We start from the raw sequence: 16,496 nt of genomic DNA, 5'->3' as shown, positions 1-16,496 counted from the left end.
AACAAAAAGATTATGAAAAAAACAAGAATAAACCAGCTGTTGAAAGGTACATTTGTAGTGCTTCTTGCCACTGTGTTAATGGGATTTGTAGCCTCTTGCAGTAAAGATGACGATGATACCCCTAACGTAAATGGAGCAGGGAAGAGCCATAAAGTAGTTTTTAAAGCAATCGCTTCTTCAGGAGCTGATATAGATGTAGCAGTCTATGGAATTGATGGTAATCCTACTACAGCTTCAAGCCTTAGCGGAACAACATGGTCAAGCCCTGAAGTTACTGCAGAAAAAGGTTCATATAATGCAAATGTAGCAGTAAATGCTGTAGGAGCTAATGCATCTTCTACTTTAAAGGTTCAGATATGGGTAGATGGGGAATTGAAAAAAGAAGGAACTTCCAGCGGCCAGTATTTATCTGCTTCTGCAAGTTATGTATTTTAAAAACTAATAATACTTTCAAAATAAATAAACCGGCACTGAGATTTATCTCAATGCCGGTTTTATTTTAGTTAAATGTAATGTTATTCATATTATTTTCTTAGTGTATTATTTTTATTAGTAATTATTTATGTGTTGAGTAATTGTATAATTTATTATTTTTGATTACAAAATCACCAAATTGTGAAACATCAGGAAAAATCGAGACAGATAAGGAAAGAAATTAATCAATCCTATCAGGAGCTTAAAGAACAATATCCTCTATTGAAGAGGCAGAACAGCATTGGGTTTTCTATATTTTTACTTTCAATTATTGCCATTATTGCTGCATCTGTAGGTTGGTATAAAGCTATTATACCAACTTGGTTGATGATCATTATGAATGCCTTTTTTATGGGAGTTCTTCACGAGATTGAGCATGATCTTATTCATTGGCTTTACTTTAAAAAACAAAAGCCGGTACATCATTTTATGCTTTTCAGTGTATGGATTTTGCGTCCACTGACTATCAACCCGTGGATCAGGCGAACATTACATTACCATCATCATAAATTTTCAGGAACATTACACGATGTGGAAGAACGTGGAGTAACAAATGGTGAACGTTGGTCGTTTAAACGATTATTAACGACTGCAGATATTGTTTTAGGCGGGCTTTTGCGTCTTCAGCAAATGTTTAAGGATATGGACGCGGAGGTAAAGAACGGAAACCTTAAAGATGAAACCTCTTCCACCTTGAAACGGATTGCATTTCTGGGTTTGATCCCCCTGACTATTGCTGCTCATGTAATTTTATACCTCTTTTTTGCAGATTTACTGCTGAATTGGATTAATGCAAAGTTTATGACAGATTTTGCTTTCCCTTCTTATATTGAAAATGTATTGAACAGCTTAAGCTTCGTTACTTATACAATTCTTCTACCGAACCTGCTGCGACAGTTCTGTTTACATTTTATAACTTCCAATATGCATTATTTCGGCGATGTTGAAGAGGGGAATGTTATTGAACAGACACAGGTACTGAATGTTTGGTGGACTTTTCCTATGCAGGTGTTTTGTTTCTTTTTCGGATGGACACACAGCATTCATCATTTTGTAGTCAACGAGACATTTTATGTCCGTCATATCGGAAGAAAACAGGCACAGGAAGTGTTGAAAAAATATGGAGTCCGTTTTAATGATCTGGGAACTTTCAGAAGAGCCAACCGCTTTCGGGAATATTCAAAATAGAGTCAGAATTGAGATTTCAAAATATAAAACCGGCGCTGAGATTCATCTCAGCGCCGGTTTTATATGGTATTAAAAATTAAATAACCTTTACAATGAAATAGCTTTTTTTCCCTTTTTGAAGCAATAAGAATTTGCCATCAATAAGATCTGTTTCATTAGCTGTATAAGTATCATTTACTTTTTGTTTGTTAACAGAAATTGAGTTTCCTTTGATTTCTCTCTGAGCCTCACTCTTAGATTTTAGAAATCCTGATTTTTCAGAAAGAAGGTCAATAATATTTATCCCTAAAACATCAGCTTTTGCTACTTCTTTTTGTGGAACTCCGTCAAAAACTTCAAGGAAAGTTTCTTCATCAAGGCTTACCAAATCTTCAGCTGTAGAGCGGCCGAAAAGAATTTCAGAAGCTTTAAGTGCTTTTTCGTATTCTTCTCTTCCGTGTACCCAAACAGTTACTTCTTCCGCTAATTTTTTCTGAAGCTTTCTCTCATGAGCAGCAGTTTTATGCTCCTCAATTAAAGCTTCAATTTCTTCTTTTCCTAGGAATGTATAGAATTTGATGAATCTTTCAGCATCTTCATCCGTAGCATTTAACCAGAACTGGTAGAATTTATATGGAGAGGTTTTCTTTTTATCCAACCAATAGTTTTCTCCACTTTCAGACTTTCCGAATTTAGAACCATCAGCTTTTGTAATCAAAGGAACAGTTAAGGCAAATGCTTCGCCCTGAGCTTTTCTACGGATTAATTCTGTTCCGGTAGTGATATTTCCCCACTGGTCAGAACCTCCCATCTGAAGCTTCACATTGTTGTTTTGATAGAGGTGAAGGAAATCATATCCCTGGATCAATTGATAAGTAAATTCTGTAAAACTCATCCCGTCTGCACCAGATTCTCCAGAAAATCTTTTCTTTACAGAATCCTTAGCCATCATGTAGTTTACCGTGATATTCTTTCCAACATTTTTAGCAAAATCAAGGAAAGAAATATTCTTCATCCAGTCGTAATTGTTAACAAGTTCCGCTTTATTCGGCTCATTCCCCGCAAAATCAAGGAATCTTGAAAGCTGGTTCTTTAAGCAGTCTACATAGTGTAAAAGCGTTTCCTCATCCAAAAGGTTTCTCTCTGCCGATTTTCCGGACGGGTCACCTATCATTCCTGTAGCTCCACCTACTAAAGCAATCGGCTTGTGGCCATGCTGCTGGAAGTGTGCTAAAATTTTTATCTGAATAAGACTTCCGATATGTAAAGAATCGGCCGTTGGATCAAAACCAATATATGCAGTAGTTACCTCTTTATTCAGTTGTTCATCGGTTCCAGGCATCATATCAGCAAACAGACCACGCCATTCAGTTCTTCTATAAAGGAATTCATTGATTTTTTTCTTTAAAATTTTAAGTTGCAAAGATAATAAATTCAGAAGTATAAAGTTGAAAGAGGAAGGAGGGAAATGGTAAAAAGCATTGAGATAACAAATAAAACGGGTATTTTCCTGACTGGCTATTCAATTACGAAGCAAAATTCACCATTGATAGGGTTCCGCTTTGCATTTTCAACCCAAATAATCTATATTTGTTATTAATGAACGACGAACAGCTATTCCTGCTCATTCAAAAGGCCAAAGATAAAGACCAGAAGGCCCAGACTAAACTCATCAATGTTTTTTGGGTGGATGTTTTCTCTTTTGTAATGAAAAAAGTGAAAGATGAAAATGATGCAGATGAGATCACTGTGAATGTCTTTTCTAAAGTATTATCGAAATTGGATATGTTCGATCCACATTTTCAGTTTAAAACCTGGATTCTGACGATTGCTCAAAATACCGTCATTGATTTTTGGAGGAAAAAGAACCGTGAAAACGAGGATGCCGTTGAAAATCTGGATGAGGTTAAAAATCAATATGCAAAATCTCCCGAAGAACTATTGATTTCGGAAGAAGAGCAAAAGAAGATCATTAAAACCATCGAATCTCTGGATGCCAATTATCAAGATATCATTAAGCTGCGATTTTTTGAAGAAAAGAGCATCAAGGAAATAGCCGAAGAACTGGGAATTTCTGTTGCCAATACAAAAGTTCGTGTGATGCGGGCTAAAAAAGTACTTGCTGAGCTCTTGAAAAATAATGAGTTTGAAGACAATTAAAATTGTTATAGAAAACGATAGTTTTGCCACGAGCTCCCGAATATTTTTATCCTATTGTATCTATGTGGTTTGAAAGTTTTTTGAACTACATAGATACAATAGATAAAATCCTTGGGCCTTCTCTATGGCCTGTAAAAGAAAACTCGCGTCTTTGCGCTTCTTAACATTTGTAACAAACTATATGAAAATTTCGGCCTTGGTTTTAGGAAGTTTAATTTTTATACTTTTATCATTTCTGTTCTGAAGGTTGATCTTGATTCCTTTTTTAATGTATGTTTCCTTTTGGGAAGGACCATATTCTTGAATGTTATCAACCTCGTTTGTGAAATTAATTTGTCCTGTAGAAAGGTTAAAGTCTACATTTTGAATATAATCTCCCGGCCTTCCTGAACTTGAAGTATGGCCTATCAATTCAAAATGCCCATTCTGGAATCTGTATTTATCAGTATACTGCCACTTCCAGCTGCTGCCACCAAAATGATTGATGATTAGAATTCCCTTTTCTATACTGGTTCCTGAATAGGGGTCCCCCATGATACCTCCGGATTCGCTATCGAGAATAGCATTGGTTGATTTTTCAAGAATTATCCATTGTCCATTAACCTTTTTCAAGATTTGAATTTCCCGGATTTCACCAAGGTCACCCGCATCTTTGGTGTTATAGACAATTACCTTTTCGGGAATTTTATCGCCATCCAAATCTCCATCTACGGTTTGAAGAACAGTGGAACCTTCCGGCTGGAACTGTTTTTGAGCAAAAAAATAGGTGCTGAAAGTAATTGATAAAAGGAGAAAATATTTTTTCATGGGATAGGTTTTAGGCCTAAATGTACAATGATATTTTGAATTATAAGTTTCATCAATTTCTCTGGTTGATGGTTTCCATTAAAAATTCCTTAACTTTGAACTTCAATTTTAGAAATGGAAAATTTAGTTCAAGATACTACCGTTCAAAAACCAAAGTGGATTCGTGTAAAACTTCCTACCGGAAAGAACTACAGGGAATTGAGAACCTTGGTTGATAAATATAAATTAAACACTATTTGCCAAAGCGGAAGCTGTCCCAATATGGGAGAGTGCTGGGGAGAAGGTACGGCAACGTTCATGATTTTAGGAAATATCTGTACAAGAAGCTGTGGATTCTGTGGAGTAAAAACAGGAAAACCGCTTGATGTAAACTGGGATGAACCTGAAAAAGTGGCCCGTTCTATCAAATTAATGAAGATTAAACACGCCGTTCTTACTTCTGTAGACCGTGATGATCTGAAGGATATGGGATCTATCCTTTGGGCAGAAACAGTAAATGCTGTAAGAAGGATCTCTCCGGGGACCACAATGGAAACATTAATTCCGGACTTCCAGGGAATCACCAAACATATTGACAGATTGGTAGATGTAGCTCCGGAAGTGATCTCTCACAACATGGAAACGGTAAAACGTTTGACCAGAGAAGTGAGAATTCAGGCAAAATATGAAAGAAGTCTTGAGGTTTTAAGATATTTAAAAGAAGCTGGGCAAAGAAGAACTAAAACAGGGGTAATGCTTGGTTTAGGAGAAACTAAAGATGAGGTCTTCCAGACCATTGAAGACATCAGAAATGCTAATGTGGATGTTATCACTCTTGGACAATACCTTCAGCCAACTAAAAAACATCTTCCTGTAAAGAGATTTATTACTCCTGAGGAATTTGATGAGTTGGGTGATTTTGCAAGAAGTTTAGGTTTCAGACATGTTGAAAGCTCTCCTCTTGTAAGAAGTTCTTACCATGCAGAAAAACATATTCACTAAAATAAAGACCGCTCAGTAATGGGCGGTTATTTTTTGATAGAATAGGTAATAGGTAATAGGTAATAGGTAATAGGTAATAGGTAATAGGTAATAGGGCGGCACATACGAACTATTTTAACCAAAATCAATAAGGGATGACCTCCATCATTCCCTTCCTCTGGAGGGTGTCAAAAATTCAAAGAATTTTTGACGGGGTGGTTTATAACATTCAGATATCAAAATTATTCCCAAACATCTGTGAAAATCCGTGTCATCTGTGGGAAAATAAAAGCAGCCAGGTAAGCTTATAAAATATAAATCTTGGGATCATATCAAAACCCTTTATTACAGGAAGACTCCCTATTAATCACACCAATCCGTCCATTGATCTCAATAGGCTTAAAATGTTTTTTCTTGAATTCTGATGGGGTCTCTCCCGTATGCTGTTTAAACAGTTTATTAAAATAGGAAAGACTTTCAAAACCTACCTGAAAACAAACTTCTGTTACAGAAGAATCCTTTAATAGAAATATTTTAGCCTGATTGATCCTGTAGTTATTGACAAAATCTGTGAAAGTCATATTGGTTTGCTTTTTAAAATACCGGCAGAAAGCGGGGGTACTTAAGCTGACCATTTGGGCAATTTCATTCACATTGGGCTTTTTATCATGATTTTCATGAATATAATCATAGATGGTTCCCATCCTGATCTTGTCATTCAGAAACCATTTGATCCTTGTATCTTCCTTATTCAGCTCATGTACCTCCGTGGATTGGGCCAACATCTGCAGAATTTCAATTAATGCCATTAAAGATTCAAAGGAGTTTTTATTCTTAAGGATCTGAAGTTTTTCAACAACAATCCTTTTGGTTTCTCCAGAGAAAGATAATCCCAGATAAGAACGTTCTAAAAGATTTTTAATATTCTCAAATTCAGGAACCGGAAGAATGATATCGTTAAGAAAGTTTTCCCGCATTTGCAGGACCAACTGTTTACATTCTGTCTGTATACCATAGTCGAAATTAAGATGCGGTACATTAGCTCCAATCAGCAGAAGTTCACTATCTGTAAAACCGGAAATATTTTTCCCAACATGCCGGATTCCATTGGAGGCTTCTACGTATACCAGTTCTATTTCAGGATGATAATGCCAGAAAAAACAATTTTTCAGACTGGGAGCGAATATCTTGAACGATTTTCCTTTTTCAAACGCTATGATTTCTTTCTGAATCTTCATTTTTGTTCTGATTTGATTGTTTGTATAGATAAAATTAAATAAAAAGGTTAATATGGAGCAAATTTTTATCATTCAAAGAGGTGTGAAATCCAATATTTCTTTCGAATTTTGCACTTTCAAAAATAAAGATGGCTCACCATTTTTAATTTTAACATATTAATTCAGAAAAGAATATACAATGAAGATTGATAAACGAATAATACCGCTTGCGATTGGCGGATTAGGAATAGGAACTACGGAGTTTACCGTTATGGGACTATTACCGGACATCGCAAAAACACTTGAAATTACAATTCCGCAAGCAGGACACCTGATTTCTGCCTATGCTATGGGAGTGGTAATTGGAGCACCTATTCTGATCGGATATTCAGTGAAATTTCCTCCTAAAAAGGTTCTGATTGCTTTTATGATCCTTTTCACTTTATTTAATGGCCTTTCTGCTATTGCTCCCAATTATGGAACAATGTTGATCATCAGATTTATGTCTGGACTTCCTCATGGAGCTTTCTTTGGGGTAGGAACAGTGGTCGCTGCTAAAATGGCTGGAAAAGGGAAGGAGGCCTTTTATATATCGATGATGTTTACTGGACTTACTGTAGCCAATCTGGTAATGGTTCCTCTGGTGACGTATATCGGACATACTTTCCATTGGAGGCTCTATTTTGCGATTGTAGCTTTGATTGGTGTTTTTGCTCTGTTATTTTTAAAGCTATGGCTCCCTGCAACGGAAGCCAATCAGAATACCCATTTCCTGGAAGAGCTGAAATTCCTGAAAAAGAAGCAGTCATGGCTTGTGTTGGCGATTACAGCAATTGGATTTGGGGGACTTTTCACATGGTTGAGTTATATTACCCCTTTAATGACAGTGATTTCCGGAGTGGAGAGCAGCCAGATGGCTTACGTCATGGTTCTTGCCGGCGCCGGAATGGTGGTTGGTAATCTTGCCGGAGGGATTATTTCAGATAAATTAGGCCCGGAAAAGACTTGTGCACTTCTGATTTTTTTAATGATGATTTCTCTGGTGGGCGTATTTTTACTTTCCGAGCATCAGAATATTGCTTTCATATTGACCTTTATGTGCGGTGCACTGTCAATGTCTATTGCAGCACCTATTAATATTATGATGATGAAAGCCGCTCCGAAAAGTGAAATGATGGCTGCCGCATTTATGCAGGCAGGTTTTAATATTGCGAATGCAATGGGAGCTTTTTTTGGTGGAATTCCTTTGGAATATGGATTGCCATACAATTATCCTTCGTTGGTAGGAGTAGGAATGACCTTTATTGGGTTTGCCATCAGTGTAAGATATATGTATCTCTATGGTTCACAAACAGCTAATGAAGAAGAAGCTGTGGCAGAATGTGTTTCCTGCGATAAATAAAAAGAGCACTCTCTTGAATCTGCGAGAGTACAACATTTAATGCATAAAAAAGGCTGTCCCAAAATCCTGAAACTGACTTTTGAGACAGCTTTTTTTAATTAATACATTATTCTTTTCAGTTTAGAATTTGAATACACAGCTGCAAACGCTCATTTTGCCTTCTACAACTGTTGTCCATTGTCCATTCCATGTGCCACCGTACGATGCACAGATAGCTGGACAGATCGCTTTAGCATCTTCATCACTCCAGATAGGTCCCGCCAATACGTTTAAAGTATATTCTGTACTTCCCGTTGGTTCAGTATTTAATTCTACTTCTATAACGCTCATTTGTCCTTCTACAATGGTAGTCCATTGTCCGGTAAATTTTCCTAAGTGTGCGGCCGCAATACGTGGCCCTAATTTTTGTGCTTCGTCATTGCTCCAAAGTGGTCCTGCAATAATGTTTGTTTTGAATGTTGACATGGTGTAAGTATTTGTTGGTTAACATTACAAATGTACTCACCGTTATGGGATATAATTACAGTAGAATGTACCAATTTTATCATTAGGTATTTTTACGTATCTGTTTGGTATTGATTGGGATATATAAAAAAGACTGCCTTTTTGAGACAGTCTTTTATCATTGTATTAGGCTGATTAAGCTTCCACTTCATCACCGTTTTTGCACCAATAAAGGGCATTGTATAAATTTTCTTTTGGGAAAGATTTAAACTCTCCCGGCATCAGAACACTGAAAATTTCAGTAAAATTCTGTACACCTTCTTTGTCTGTAACGATGGCTGCCCGGTTCCATTTTGTGAGGTTTTTTAATCCAAGCAAGAGGTCCTCAAGCCATGCTCCCATGGTAAACTTATCCAGATCGGTATCCAAATACAGTAAATAATTCAGCTCACCAAATTGGTCTACTTTCTCTTTCACATGCGGAATTACCAATTTTTCAAAATCTTCTTTCGTCAATTCTCCGGTTGCATTGAAAGCCGCAACATTCTCCGGGGCTTCTGGAATAATTGTTATCATAGTAAATATTTTATGGTGGTTGGAATTTAATAAGCCAACAATAATTAAACCATAAATCCTCCATGAATTGTTAAAAAGGTATAAATATTGTTATTTTTAATGTAAAATATCAATATGGATCTCAAATCAAATGAACCTTTTTGGCTTTTAAAAAATGGCTTGATCGCTACTTATCCATCTTTAAAATCAGATGAAAACTGTGATGTTTTAATTATTGGCGGTGGAATTACAGGAAGTCTTATTGCCCATCAAATGATAAAAGACGGCTATGAAACCATTCTCATTGATCAGCGCGAGCTTTGTAATGGAAGTACTTCTGCTACTACTTCAATGCTTCAGTATGAAATAGATATTCCCCTTTATGAATTAATAAAACAAATAGGAGAAAAAGGTGCCATTGCAAGTTATAAATCTTGTTCAGAGGCGATTGATATCATTGAAGCACTAGTTGATAAAGTACGCTCTGATGCAGGATTTAAACGTAAAAAATCCTTGTATTTTGCTTCGAAGAAAAAAGATGTTGAATGGTTAAAGAAAGAATATGAAGCCAGGAAAAAGGCAGGGTTTGATGTTCAATGGCTCAATTCAGATCAGGTTCTGAAAGAGTTTGGATTTGAAAATACTTATGGTGGAATCCTATCTAAGCAAGGCGGTAGTATTGACGCTTTTCAGTTTGCTCATGAATTATTTAAGCATAATGTAAAAAAAGGATTAAAGATATTTGATAAAACTGAAATGGTGGAAGTAGAATATCATAAGGGTTTTAATATTGCTAAAGTTGACAGCGGTTTTCAGATTAAAGCGAAGAAAATCATCTATTGTATCGGTTATGAAAGCAAAAATTTATTGAAAGAAAACTTCGTTAATCTGAAAAGTACATATGCTGTGGTTTCTGAGGTAGATAAAGACAAATTTAAAAATATCACCAGTACTTTAGTCTGGAATACTGATGATCCTTACCTGTATATGCGGACTACTGATGATGGCAGATTATTGATAGGCGGCGGTGATGAAGACTTTTATGATGCTAAAAAGCGCGATGCTATTCTCAATAAAAAAGAAAAAGAAATTTTAAAGAATTTGAAGAAAATAAAACCGGATTATCACTTCTATCCCGATTTTGTATGGGCAGGAACTTTTGGAGAAACAAAGGACGGGCTTCCTTATATCGGAGAACATCACAAATTCAAAAATTCTTACTTTGTATTGGGATTTGGAGGAAACGGAATTACTTTTTCAGTAACGGGAATGGAAATGACTTCTTTGTTTATGAAGGGTAAAAAACATCCATTATCCAGATATTTTAAGTTTGGGAGGTAGTACACCTTTAATTATGAACTAAATTATTGAAAAAAATAAGTACACTTAAGCAGAAAAATCAAAAGATTCAAAACCTAAGTGTACTTTATTTTCACAGCGTGTTAAACCATCTGCTACAAGCTATATCCATTCTTTTTAGCTAATTCTTGTATAGAGCTTTCAATGGCCTTTCCAAGATCATCAGAATCATCATTTCCTCTTTTTTTCATTTCATCGTCAATATAGATTTGACGTTTTTTAGAAAGTTCACCGATTTCTCTTTGGATCTTTTCACGTTCTGCCGATTTTATGGCCACCGACTTTTTAATTTCCTCTTTGCTTTTCCCTTTCAGTTCATCAGGAAGTTCACTTTCTTTCATGTTGGCAATAAAATGGTCATCTTTTTCAGCTTTGTCTACCAGGTCCCAATGTTCATTTTTGTAGGCATTCTTTTTTGATTTGGAAACAGTTCTTTCTACCAGATTAGAAACAGATTGTACTTCTGCATTTTTATCCTGGGCAATTTGTTTCATCTTATATTCAGAACCACGGTTTCCATAATACATATAGGTGTCATTCAATTTGGCATTGCATTTGGCAATTCTGATATCATAAGGTGTTTCAATATAAATAACCTTTTTGTCACTATCGATATTAAAGTATTTCCCACCTCCGGTTGTAGCACCGTTTTGCCAGTAGTCCCGGATTCCTTCTTCACGGCTTCCACAGAAAATGGTATTGGTATAGATATTTTTATTTTTTGCTTTTGAGATCACTTCTTTATAGTTAATCTTTCCCTGATTGAAGGGCTCATTACCTGCAATATAAATCAATTTCATACTTTTTTTCGTTGCCATCCCAATTCAGATTAGAAGCAGCATCGCGAATCACAGCCCCACAATATTCACTTCCGCCGTTGGTTCTTAGGGCAAATAATTTTTCAGAAACCAGATCAAGGTCCTGGGTAAGAGGAGTGACCTGACGGATATAGTTTTCATCCCGGAGGCCGTCATTTCCATATTCATAAAGAGCAATTTCTACTTGTGGGGCCTGGCCGTTGTACTTTAAGGTGGTTAATGTATTCACGATGTTCCAGAGTCTGGATTTTGCCTGGTCAATCAATCCATCCATACTGTTGGAAGTATCGAGTAAAAGAGCCACCTGGATTTTATTATCCTTTGATATTGTATTTACTGTGGGCACAGAAGCATTTTGTACGGTTAAGTTTCTGTTGTCTGAATCACTTTTCGAGCAGCTAAGGGGTGCTGTTACACCGGAGTTTAAAAAAGCGGCTGCAATGGCTAAGATTTTTAAAGTTGTCATATTATTATTTTTTATAGGTTATCTGCTGTAATATTGAATCTGCATATCTTTCGGATACTTAATCTCATAAGAGAAGTTGATCTTATCAGAACCACCGGAACTTATATTTTTTTTCCAAAGAATGCTTCCTGTTTTTTCATCAAGGTTTCCGCCTCCGGTTTCTATAGCTTTCACTGATATTTTAGAATTTTCACTGATTGGGAGCTGATCCAGCACTTCCAGTTCAATACTTTCTTTGGTGTTATTTCTGATGCTGATCTGATAGGTTTCAGTTTCCCATTTATTGGAGTTCATCGGTTTTTGAGAAGCTTTATCTTCCAGTTTGATTCTTTTTACCGTGATTCTTTCATCCACGCCAAGAGAGATTGGGAATTCATCCTTCACATAATTGCTGGTAATATTGGTTTTTCCGATATAATTATCTTCAAAATAAATATTGGCTTCCCCATTAATGAGATTGAGGTTTTGCCAGTTTTTTACAAAAGCCATTAAGAAGACCTGGTTATTTATCTTTGGAACTGTATGGTATTTGTAAGCAGCATCAATTTGTTTTTTATCCAGAATCACATATTGTTCTTTTTCCTGACTTACAATGGTTTGGTTATAATTCAGTTCATAGATCACATTCATCTGGTTATCGGAAACAGAAGCTATTGGGATCTGGCTTGGTTTTGCAGCTATTTCCTGTCTCATTTGATAAGCATTCATTAATGCAGATTCTTTTTTAGATTGGTAATCAGCAACCTCCAATATTGGATTATGGGCTGTATATTCTGCAACATATAATGGCGAAAGAATAGGGCGATCCTGATTGTATGATGGTCTGTAGGTTGAGACAAACAACTTGATATTCTTCCAGTCCTGTCCGGTTTTTTGATAGATCTTTCCTTTGTAAACCATTTCAAGAGGTTTCTTTACCGATTCAGCCCGTAGATCGTAAGAAGGAATCCAGCCTGCATCAGAAACAATATAGCTGACTCCCAAGTTTAGGCTGGTGTCATTATCAGCAAGGATTTCAAGCAATAATTCTTTTCGATTGGTATTTTTATGCGTTTGTTCCTCGTCAGATTGTTTATTGAGTTTGGCTATGCTTTCGTCCAGTGTACTTTTCTGCTCATTGAGTATAAAGACCTGGTTGTCGATTTCCAGCATTCTTTTTCTGTAAAACTCAGTAAGTTTAATAAGCTGTTCCTGAGGAGTAGACTTGTCGTTGGTAGATACTTTTAGATTATCATTGATGATATTCTGTTCTCCGGTAAGATTTTTAATCTGGATCGCTAACAGGCTTACCTGTCTTTGAAGCTTTTTTCTCTCATCATCCAGCTTTTTCTCACCTTCAGAAAGCTGATCTTCTTTTCAAAAAATTACTCTGTGGAGTAATGGATAGGAGTGTCGTGTTTTTTTCAAGATTGATTTTATAAGTATTTTCATCCAGATTATTGGGCAGATTGACAATTCTTACCTTATTTTTTCCTTTTTGAAGACTGATTGTAGTGCTTCCGAAGACTTTGGCTCCCTGAAGAAATACGGTAGCCTGCTTTATCTCTATTTCCTTTTTTATTTCCTGTGCCTTAAAGAGGACTGCTGAAAATAGAGTGATTAAAAGATAGCGTTTCATCGTTTATTATTTTAAATTATGAAGTAAAATTACCTGTATTGAAGGCTGGAATTTGGGATACTTGGTGAAGATAGGTTTTCACTTGGTGAGCAGATAACCTCATGTTTTTTAACTGCTAATGGACGAATGGCTTTATAAATAAGCTTCAAAAATTATGTGAAACCTATGTGCTTTATTTTTTTAACCATCTAGGTTTCACATAGGCTGCAAACTATTGGGAGTTATTGTATTCGTGGATTCGTGGCAAACAAAAAGAGGCTGCCAACAATGTGGCAGCCTCTTTTAAATCTGTTAATGTTAAAGGATTTCGTATCTTGTTTTGATGCTGTATTTCAGTTTGATATTTTCGATATTGTCAAAAGAAAAATCTACCGGAGCATCTGCCATTTCAAGCTGTACATTATTCATTCTGCTTTTGTAGGCAACCGGCATCACTGTGTCGCTGGTATAATCTTCAATCTCTACAATTTCAAGAACATTACCCACTTTTTTGCCCATGCTTTCCAACAGATAATCTGCCTTTTCTTTCGCAGCTTTTAAAGCATTAATCTTTACAGCTTTTCTAAAGTCCGCAATCTTGGTATTTTTTACTTCTGAAATACTCAGATTGCTTACCCATTTCTGGTTCAGGTCTTCAAATACTTTGCTCAGGTTTGATTTTGCACTGGCTTTAAACTCATAGCTCTTAGAAAACTTCCCATTTTTGGCATAAATGTTTTGGTACATCGACTTGAATTTGATATCCTCATTCTTTACTCCTGCATTCTTCAGAATATCGAACATCTTCTTTTCATTGTCTGCAAGATCGTTTTTGTTATCTGCTTTTATTCCGATGTTGAAGATCACTTCATCCGGTTCTACTTCCATTTCAGCAACACCTGTTACTTCAATTCCGTTTTTCTTTACTTCCTGAGCGTTTACAAAACTTCCCAGTGTTACAATTCCGATTAATAAAAAATGTTTCAATTTCATAATTTCTTGTTTTTAAATTTTTAATTACTGATGTAAAATTAGGCAGATCTGGAGCCGGAAATTGGAAGACTTGGTGGAAGAAGGCTTTCACTTGGTGGATACTGGATACATAAAAAAAGACAGTTCATATAGAAACTGTCTTTTATAAAGTATATTTTATATTCGTAAACGGGGAAAGATAATAGTTAATAAAGGAAATATACCTTTGAAATTTTATGGTCTTTAATTTCATAAATCGCAGTAGCTTCTATCTTCTGACCAGGCTTTATTCCGGAAACACTTTCCTTGTCAATAACCATATTACGATTAATGATTCTCTGTTTTATCTCACAATGCAGGTCCGGCACCTTTTTAAATAGTGCTTCATATGTTTTTCTCATACTTTCTTTACCTTTACTTCGCAAAGTATTGGGAAATGAATAGATTTCAACATCTTCCGCATAGGGTTCAAGAAAAGCATCTATATTTCGTGCATTATAGCCATTTACCTGCTGCTGTACAAGTATCTCAGGGGTAATCTTCAGTATTTTATGAGGATCGAACGTCTTGCCGTTCTTGATAACAGTTTCAATTTTGGTTAAATTGTTCAGATCTTCAATGGGATCGGCACTAAGAAGAACAAGGTCCGCGGTTTTTCCAGTTTCAATACTGCCATATTGCGCCTCTTTATTAAGGATTTTTGCTGGGTTAATTGTGGCTGACTGCAGAATCTGCCAGTTGCTCAGTCCACTTTCTTTCATCGCATTAAGTTCCTCCATAAAAGAAGAGGCATGCTGGGTTCCTATATTTCCTGCATCTGTACCTGCTGCAATCGTTACCCCTCCATCTGCAAGCCTTTTTAAATTGACCTCCCGGATAGAATCCACTTTGGAAACATAAGTTTTGATCTGTTGTGAGTTAAATCTTACCTTATATTTTTTAATCCATGTTGAATCAGCAGTCTCTTCCAGATGCTTCAGATCGTAGATTGAACCAATACTTTTCGGATTGGAGTTTTCCAGTTCATAGGTGTTGTAATGCTTCTTTTGGCCATAGGTGTCATAATAGTTGTCAGATACAGTCAGGGTAGGACAAAGGACTATTTTTCTAGATTTTAAAAGTTTTATAAAATCATCAGAAACTATTTCATCTTCGATATTATGAACCAGATAATCGGCTCCGTTCAGAACTGCGGTTTCGGCTGTAAAGCGTTCTGTGGCATGAACAGCAACTTTTAAATTGTTCTTATGGGATTCCTCAATAATGGTTTTAATCACAGGCTCGAGCTTTTTAGTCTGCTCTTTTGCTTTTTGAGGATCTTTTTCCAATATGATGTACCATATTTTGATAAAGTCAGGCCTATATGGAAGCTGTTCCTGAACATACTTTTTTGCATCTTCAACAGTTAGTGCCAGTTTAAAAGGTTCGTCTTTATCAAGATTTTTAAAAGCTTCCGGTTCATATGTCGTGATAAGAGGGCCTGACATATATACAGAAGGAAGATCATCTTTCTTTTTTAAGGAATCACGGAGTGTAAGAAAATTATAGGTAGCCCCGGGATCAATTACAGAAGTAATTCCTGACCGCAAATAATATTGAAGGAAATTCTCCATATGATGATGCGCCCAGCTGATTTCCTGCTCATAGGGAACATGTTTTTTCAGATTAAGTGCATCGGGTCTTGTATACAATCCACCACTCTGAAAAAAATGGATATGCGAATCAGTCATTCCGGGAATGAGATATTTTCCTTTACCATTGATAATATGCGAGTTTTGAGGGATTTTCACCTGTTTATTGGATTTAATAGCAGTAATGAGGCCATCAGTAATGATCACTGTTTGGTTAGGAATCATTTTTTTATGGATAACATCAGCTATGTTAACATTTTGAATATAAGTCTGTGCTTTGATACCACCAAAGCAACAAACCAAAGCCAATAGTAACTGAAATTTTTTCATGGTCTCTTTTAAGTGAAGTACAAATATACATAAAGCCTTATTCGATCGAATCAAAAATTGTAAACGGTTTTAAAATGCAGTTGGTTATCAGGTAAATATAGAGAAAAGCAAACTTGGTGAAATTATATTTTGACTTG

At 36.0% G+C, this 16,496-nt stretch carries 16 protein-coding genes and 1 pseudogene; 6 read left to right on the top strand and 11 right to left on the bottom strand.

The window, feature by feature from the left end:
• Positions 1–12: 12 nt before the first annotated feature.
• Together H5J24_RS16360 and H5J24_RS16355 are read left to right on the top strand one after the other, a co-directional pair.
• Positions 13–435, top strand: coding sequence for a hypothetical protein (locus tag H5J24_RS16360; RefSeq protein WP_068941826.1), 423 nt, complete (start codon positions 13–15; stop codon positions 433–435).
• A gap of 180 nt (positions 436–615) precedes the next feature.
• Positions 616–1,662, top strand: coding sequence for a fatty acid desaturase (locus H5J24_RS16355; protein ID WP_232815685.1), 1,047 nt, complete (start codon positions 616–618; stop codon positions 1,660–1,662).
• A 76-nt stretch (positions 1,663–1,738) separates the two neighbouring features.
• On the opposite strand, the pseudogene tyrS reads toward H5J24_RS16355, so the two are convergent.
• A pseudogene (tyrS, locus tag H5J24_RS16350) lies at positions 1,739–3,033 on the bottom strand (tyrosine--tRNA ligase).
• Positions 3,034–3,240: 207 nt separating this feature from the next.
• Here tyrS and H5J24_RS16345 point away from each other — a divergent pair.
• Positions 3,241–3,801, top strand: coding sequence for an RNA polymerase sigma factor (locus tag H5J24_RS16345; RefSeq protein WP_068941830.1), 561 nt, complete (start codon positions 3,241–3,243; stop codon positions 3,799–3,801).
• A gap of 177 nt (positions 3,802–3,978) precedes the next feature.
• Here the strand turns inward: H5J24_RS16345 and H5J24_RS16340 are convergent, their stop codons facing one another.
• On the bottom strand, positions 3,979–4,608 hold the full coding sequence (locus H5J24_RS16340; RefSeq protein WP_068941832.1) for a hypothetical protein: 630 nt from the start codon (positions 4,606–4,608) through the stop codon (positions 3,979–3,981).
• Positions 4,609–4,722: 114 nt separating this feature from the next.
• On the opposite strand from H5J24_RS16340, the gene lipA reads away from it, so the two are divergent.
• Positions 4,723–5,589 carry a lipoyl synthase gene (gene lipA / locus H5J24_RS16335; RefSeq protein ID WP_066698565.1) on the top strand — a complete coding sequence of 289 codons (867 nt, stop codon included), beginning with the start codon at positions 4,723–4,725 and terminating at the stop codon, positions 5,587–5,589.
• A 311-nt stretch (positions 5,590–5,900) separates the two neighbouring features.
• On the opposite strand, the gene H5J24_RS16330 is transcribed toward lipA, so the two are convergent.
• Positions 5,901–6,806, bottom strand: a complete 906-nt coding sequence (locus tag H5J24_RS16330; protein WP_068945008.1) for an AraC family transcriptional regulator — start codon at positions 6,804–6,806, stop codon at positions 5,901–5,903.
• Between the two features lie 178 nt (positions 6,807–6,984).
• On the opposite strand from H5J24_RS16330, the gene H5J24_RS16325 reads away from it, so the two are divergent.
• Positions 6,985–8,187, top strand: coding sequence for an MFS transporter (locus H5J24_RS16325; protein ID WP_068941834.1), 1,203 nt, complete (start codon positions 6,985–6,987; stop codon positions 8,185–8,187).
• A 120-nt stretch (positions 8,188–8,307) separates the two neighbouring features.
• Here the strand turns inward: H5J24_RS16325 and H5J24_RS16320 are convergent, their stop codons facing one another.
• Positions 8,308–8,652, bottom strand: a complete 345-nt coding sequence (locus H5J24_RS16320) for a mannan-binding lectin (RefSeq protein ID WP_068941837.1) — start codon at positions 8,650–8,652, stop codon at positions 8,308–8,310.
• Between the two features lie 174 nt (positions 8,653–8,826).
• Positions 8,827–9,207: a SpoIIAA family protein gene (locus H5J24_RS16315; RefSeq protein WP_068945009.1), complete on the bottom strand. Its 381-nt coding sequence runs from the start codon at positions 9,205–9,207 to the stop codon at positions 8,827–8,829.
• A 114-nt stretch (positions 9,208–9,321) separates the two neighbouring features.
• Here H5J24_RS16315 and H5J24_RS16310 point away from each other — a divergent pair, with 114 nt between their 5' ends.
• Positions 9,322–10,527 (top strand): NAD(P)/FAD-dependent oxidoreductase, encoded by a 1,206-nt coding sequence (locus H5J24_RS16310; protein WP_068941839.1) that lies wholly within the window; start codon positions 9,322–9,324, stop codon positions 10,525–10,527.
• Between the two features lie 113 nt (positions 10,528–10,640).
• On the opposite strand, the gene H5J24_RS16305 is transcribed toward H5J24_RS16310, so the two are convergent.
• The 6 genes from H5J24_RS16305 to H5J24_RS16280 all read right to left on the bottom strand — a co-directional run bounded on the left by H5J24_RS16305 (position 10,641) and on the right by H5J24_RS16280 (position 16,359).
• On the bottom strand, positions 10,641–11,345 hold the full coding sequence (locus tag H5J24_RS16305) for an OmpH family outer membrane protein (RefSeq protein WP_232815683.1): 705 nt from the start codon (positions 11,343–11,345) through the stop codon (positions 10,641–10,643).
• Entirely contained in the window at positions 11,320–11,829 is a 510-nt protein-coding gene (locus tag H5J24_RS16300) for a vWA domain-containing protein (protein WP_232815682.1), read from the bottom strand. The genes H5J24_RS16305 and H5J24_RS16300 overlap by 26 nt, the downstream gene beginning before the upstream one ends.
• Before the next feature lie 18 nt (positions 11,830–11,847).
• Positions 11,848–13,152: a DUF4139 domain-containing protein gene (locus tag H5J24_RS16295; RefSeq protein ID WP_283250799.1), complete on the bottom strand. Its 1,305-nt coding sequence runs from the start codon at positions 13,150–13,152 to the stop codon at positions 11,848–11,850.
• A 13-nt stretch (positions 13,153–13,165) separates the two neighbouring features.
• Positions 13,166–13,447, bottom strand: coding sequence for a DUF4140 domain-containing protein (locus H5J24_RS16290; RefSeq protein ID WP_232815681.1), 282 nt, complete (start codon positions 13,445–13,447; stop codon positions 13,166–13,168).
• A 297-nt stretch (positions 13,448–13,744) separates the two neighbouring features.
• Complete coding sequence (locus H5J24_RS16285) at positions 13,745–14,419, bottom strand: SIMPL domain-containing protein (RefSeq protein ID WP_068941846.1); 675 nt, start codon at positions 14,417–14,419, stop codon at positions 13,745–13,747.
• Between the two features lie 185 nt (positions 14,420–14,604).
• Positions 14,605–16,359 carry an amidohydrolase family protein gene (locus H5J24_RS16280; RefSeq protein ID WP_068941848.1) on the bottom strand — a complete coding sequence of 585 codons (1,755 nt, stop codon included), beginning with the start codon at positions 16,357–16,359 and terminating at the stop codon, positions 14,605–14,607.
• Positions 16,360–16,496: the final 137 nt, after the last annotated feature.

Origin of the sequence: Chryseobacterium capnotolerans, from assembly GCF_021278965.1 — a bacterium.
GTDB lineage: Bacteria > Bacteroidota > Bacteroidia > Flavobacteriales > Weeksellaceae > Chryseobacterium > Chryseobacterium capnotolerans.
This window is presented reverse-complemented; position numbering and strand designations above follow the sequence as displayed.

What these genes read in the sequence shown, in the direction of transcription:
- H5J24_RS16360 (WP_068941826.1), top strand. Translation starts at nt 13, where the DNA reads ATGAAAAAAACAAGAATAAACCAGCTGTTGAAAGGTACATTTGTAGTG.
- H5J24_RS16345 (WP_068941830.1), top strand. Translation starts at nt 3,241, where the DNA reads ATGAACGACGAACAGCTATTCCTGCTCATTCAAAAGGCCAAAGATAAA.
- H5J24_RS16340 (WP_068941832.1), bottom strand. Translation starts at nt 4,608, where the DNA reads ATGAAAAAATATTTTCTCCTTTTATCAATTACTTTCAGCACCTATTTT.
- lipA (WP_066698565.1), top strand. Translation starts at nt 4,723, where the DNA reads ATGGAAAATTTAGTTCAAGATACTACCGTTCAAAAACCAAAGTGGATT.
- H5J24_RS16330 (WP_068945008.1), bottom strand. Translation starts at nt 6,806, where the DNA reads ATGAAGATTCAGAAAGAAATCATAGCGTTTGAAAAAGGAAAATCGTTC.
- H5J24_RS16325 (WP_068941834.1), top strand. Translation starts at nt 6,985, where the DNA reads ATGAAGATTGATAAACGAATAATACCGCTTGCGATTGGCGGATTAGGA.
- H5J24_RS16320 (WP_068941837.1), bottom strand. Translation starts at nt 8,652, where the DNA reads ATGTCAACATTCAAAACAAACATTATTGCAGGACCACTTTGGAGCAAT.
- H5J24_RS16315 (WP_068945009.1), bottom strand. Translation starts at nt 9,207, where the DNA reads ATGATAACAATTATTCCAGAAGCCCCGGAGAATGTTGCGGCTTTCAAT.
- H5J24_RS16310 (WP_068941839.1), top strand. Translation starts at nt 9,322, where the DNA reads ATGGATCTCAAATCAAATGAACCTTTTTGGCTTTTAAAAAATGGCTTG.
- H5J24_RS16305 (WP_232815683.1), bottom strand. Translation starts at nt 11,345, where the DNA reads ATGAAATTGATTTATATTGCAGGTAATGAGCCCTTCAATCAGGGAAAG.
- H5J24_RS16300 (WP_232815682.1), bottom strand. Translation starts at nt 11,829, where the DNA reads ATGACAACTTTAAAAATCTTAGCCATTGCAGCCGCTTTTTTAAACTCC.
- H5J24_RS16290 (WP_232815681.1), bottom strand. Translation starts at nt 13,447, where the DNA reads ATGAAACGCTATCTTTTAATCACTCTATTTTCAGCAGTCCTCTTTAAG.
- H5J24_RS16285 (WP_068941846.1), bottom strand. Translation starts at nt 14,419, where the DNA reads ATGAAATTGAAACATTTTTTATTAATCGGAATTGTAACACTGGGAAGT.
- H5J24_RS16280 (WP_068941848.1), bottom strand. Translation starts at nt 16,359, where the DNA reads ATGAAAAAATTTCAGTTACTATTGGCTTTGGTTTGTTGCTTTGGTGGT.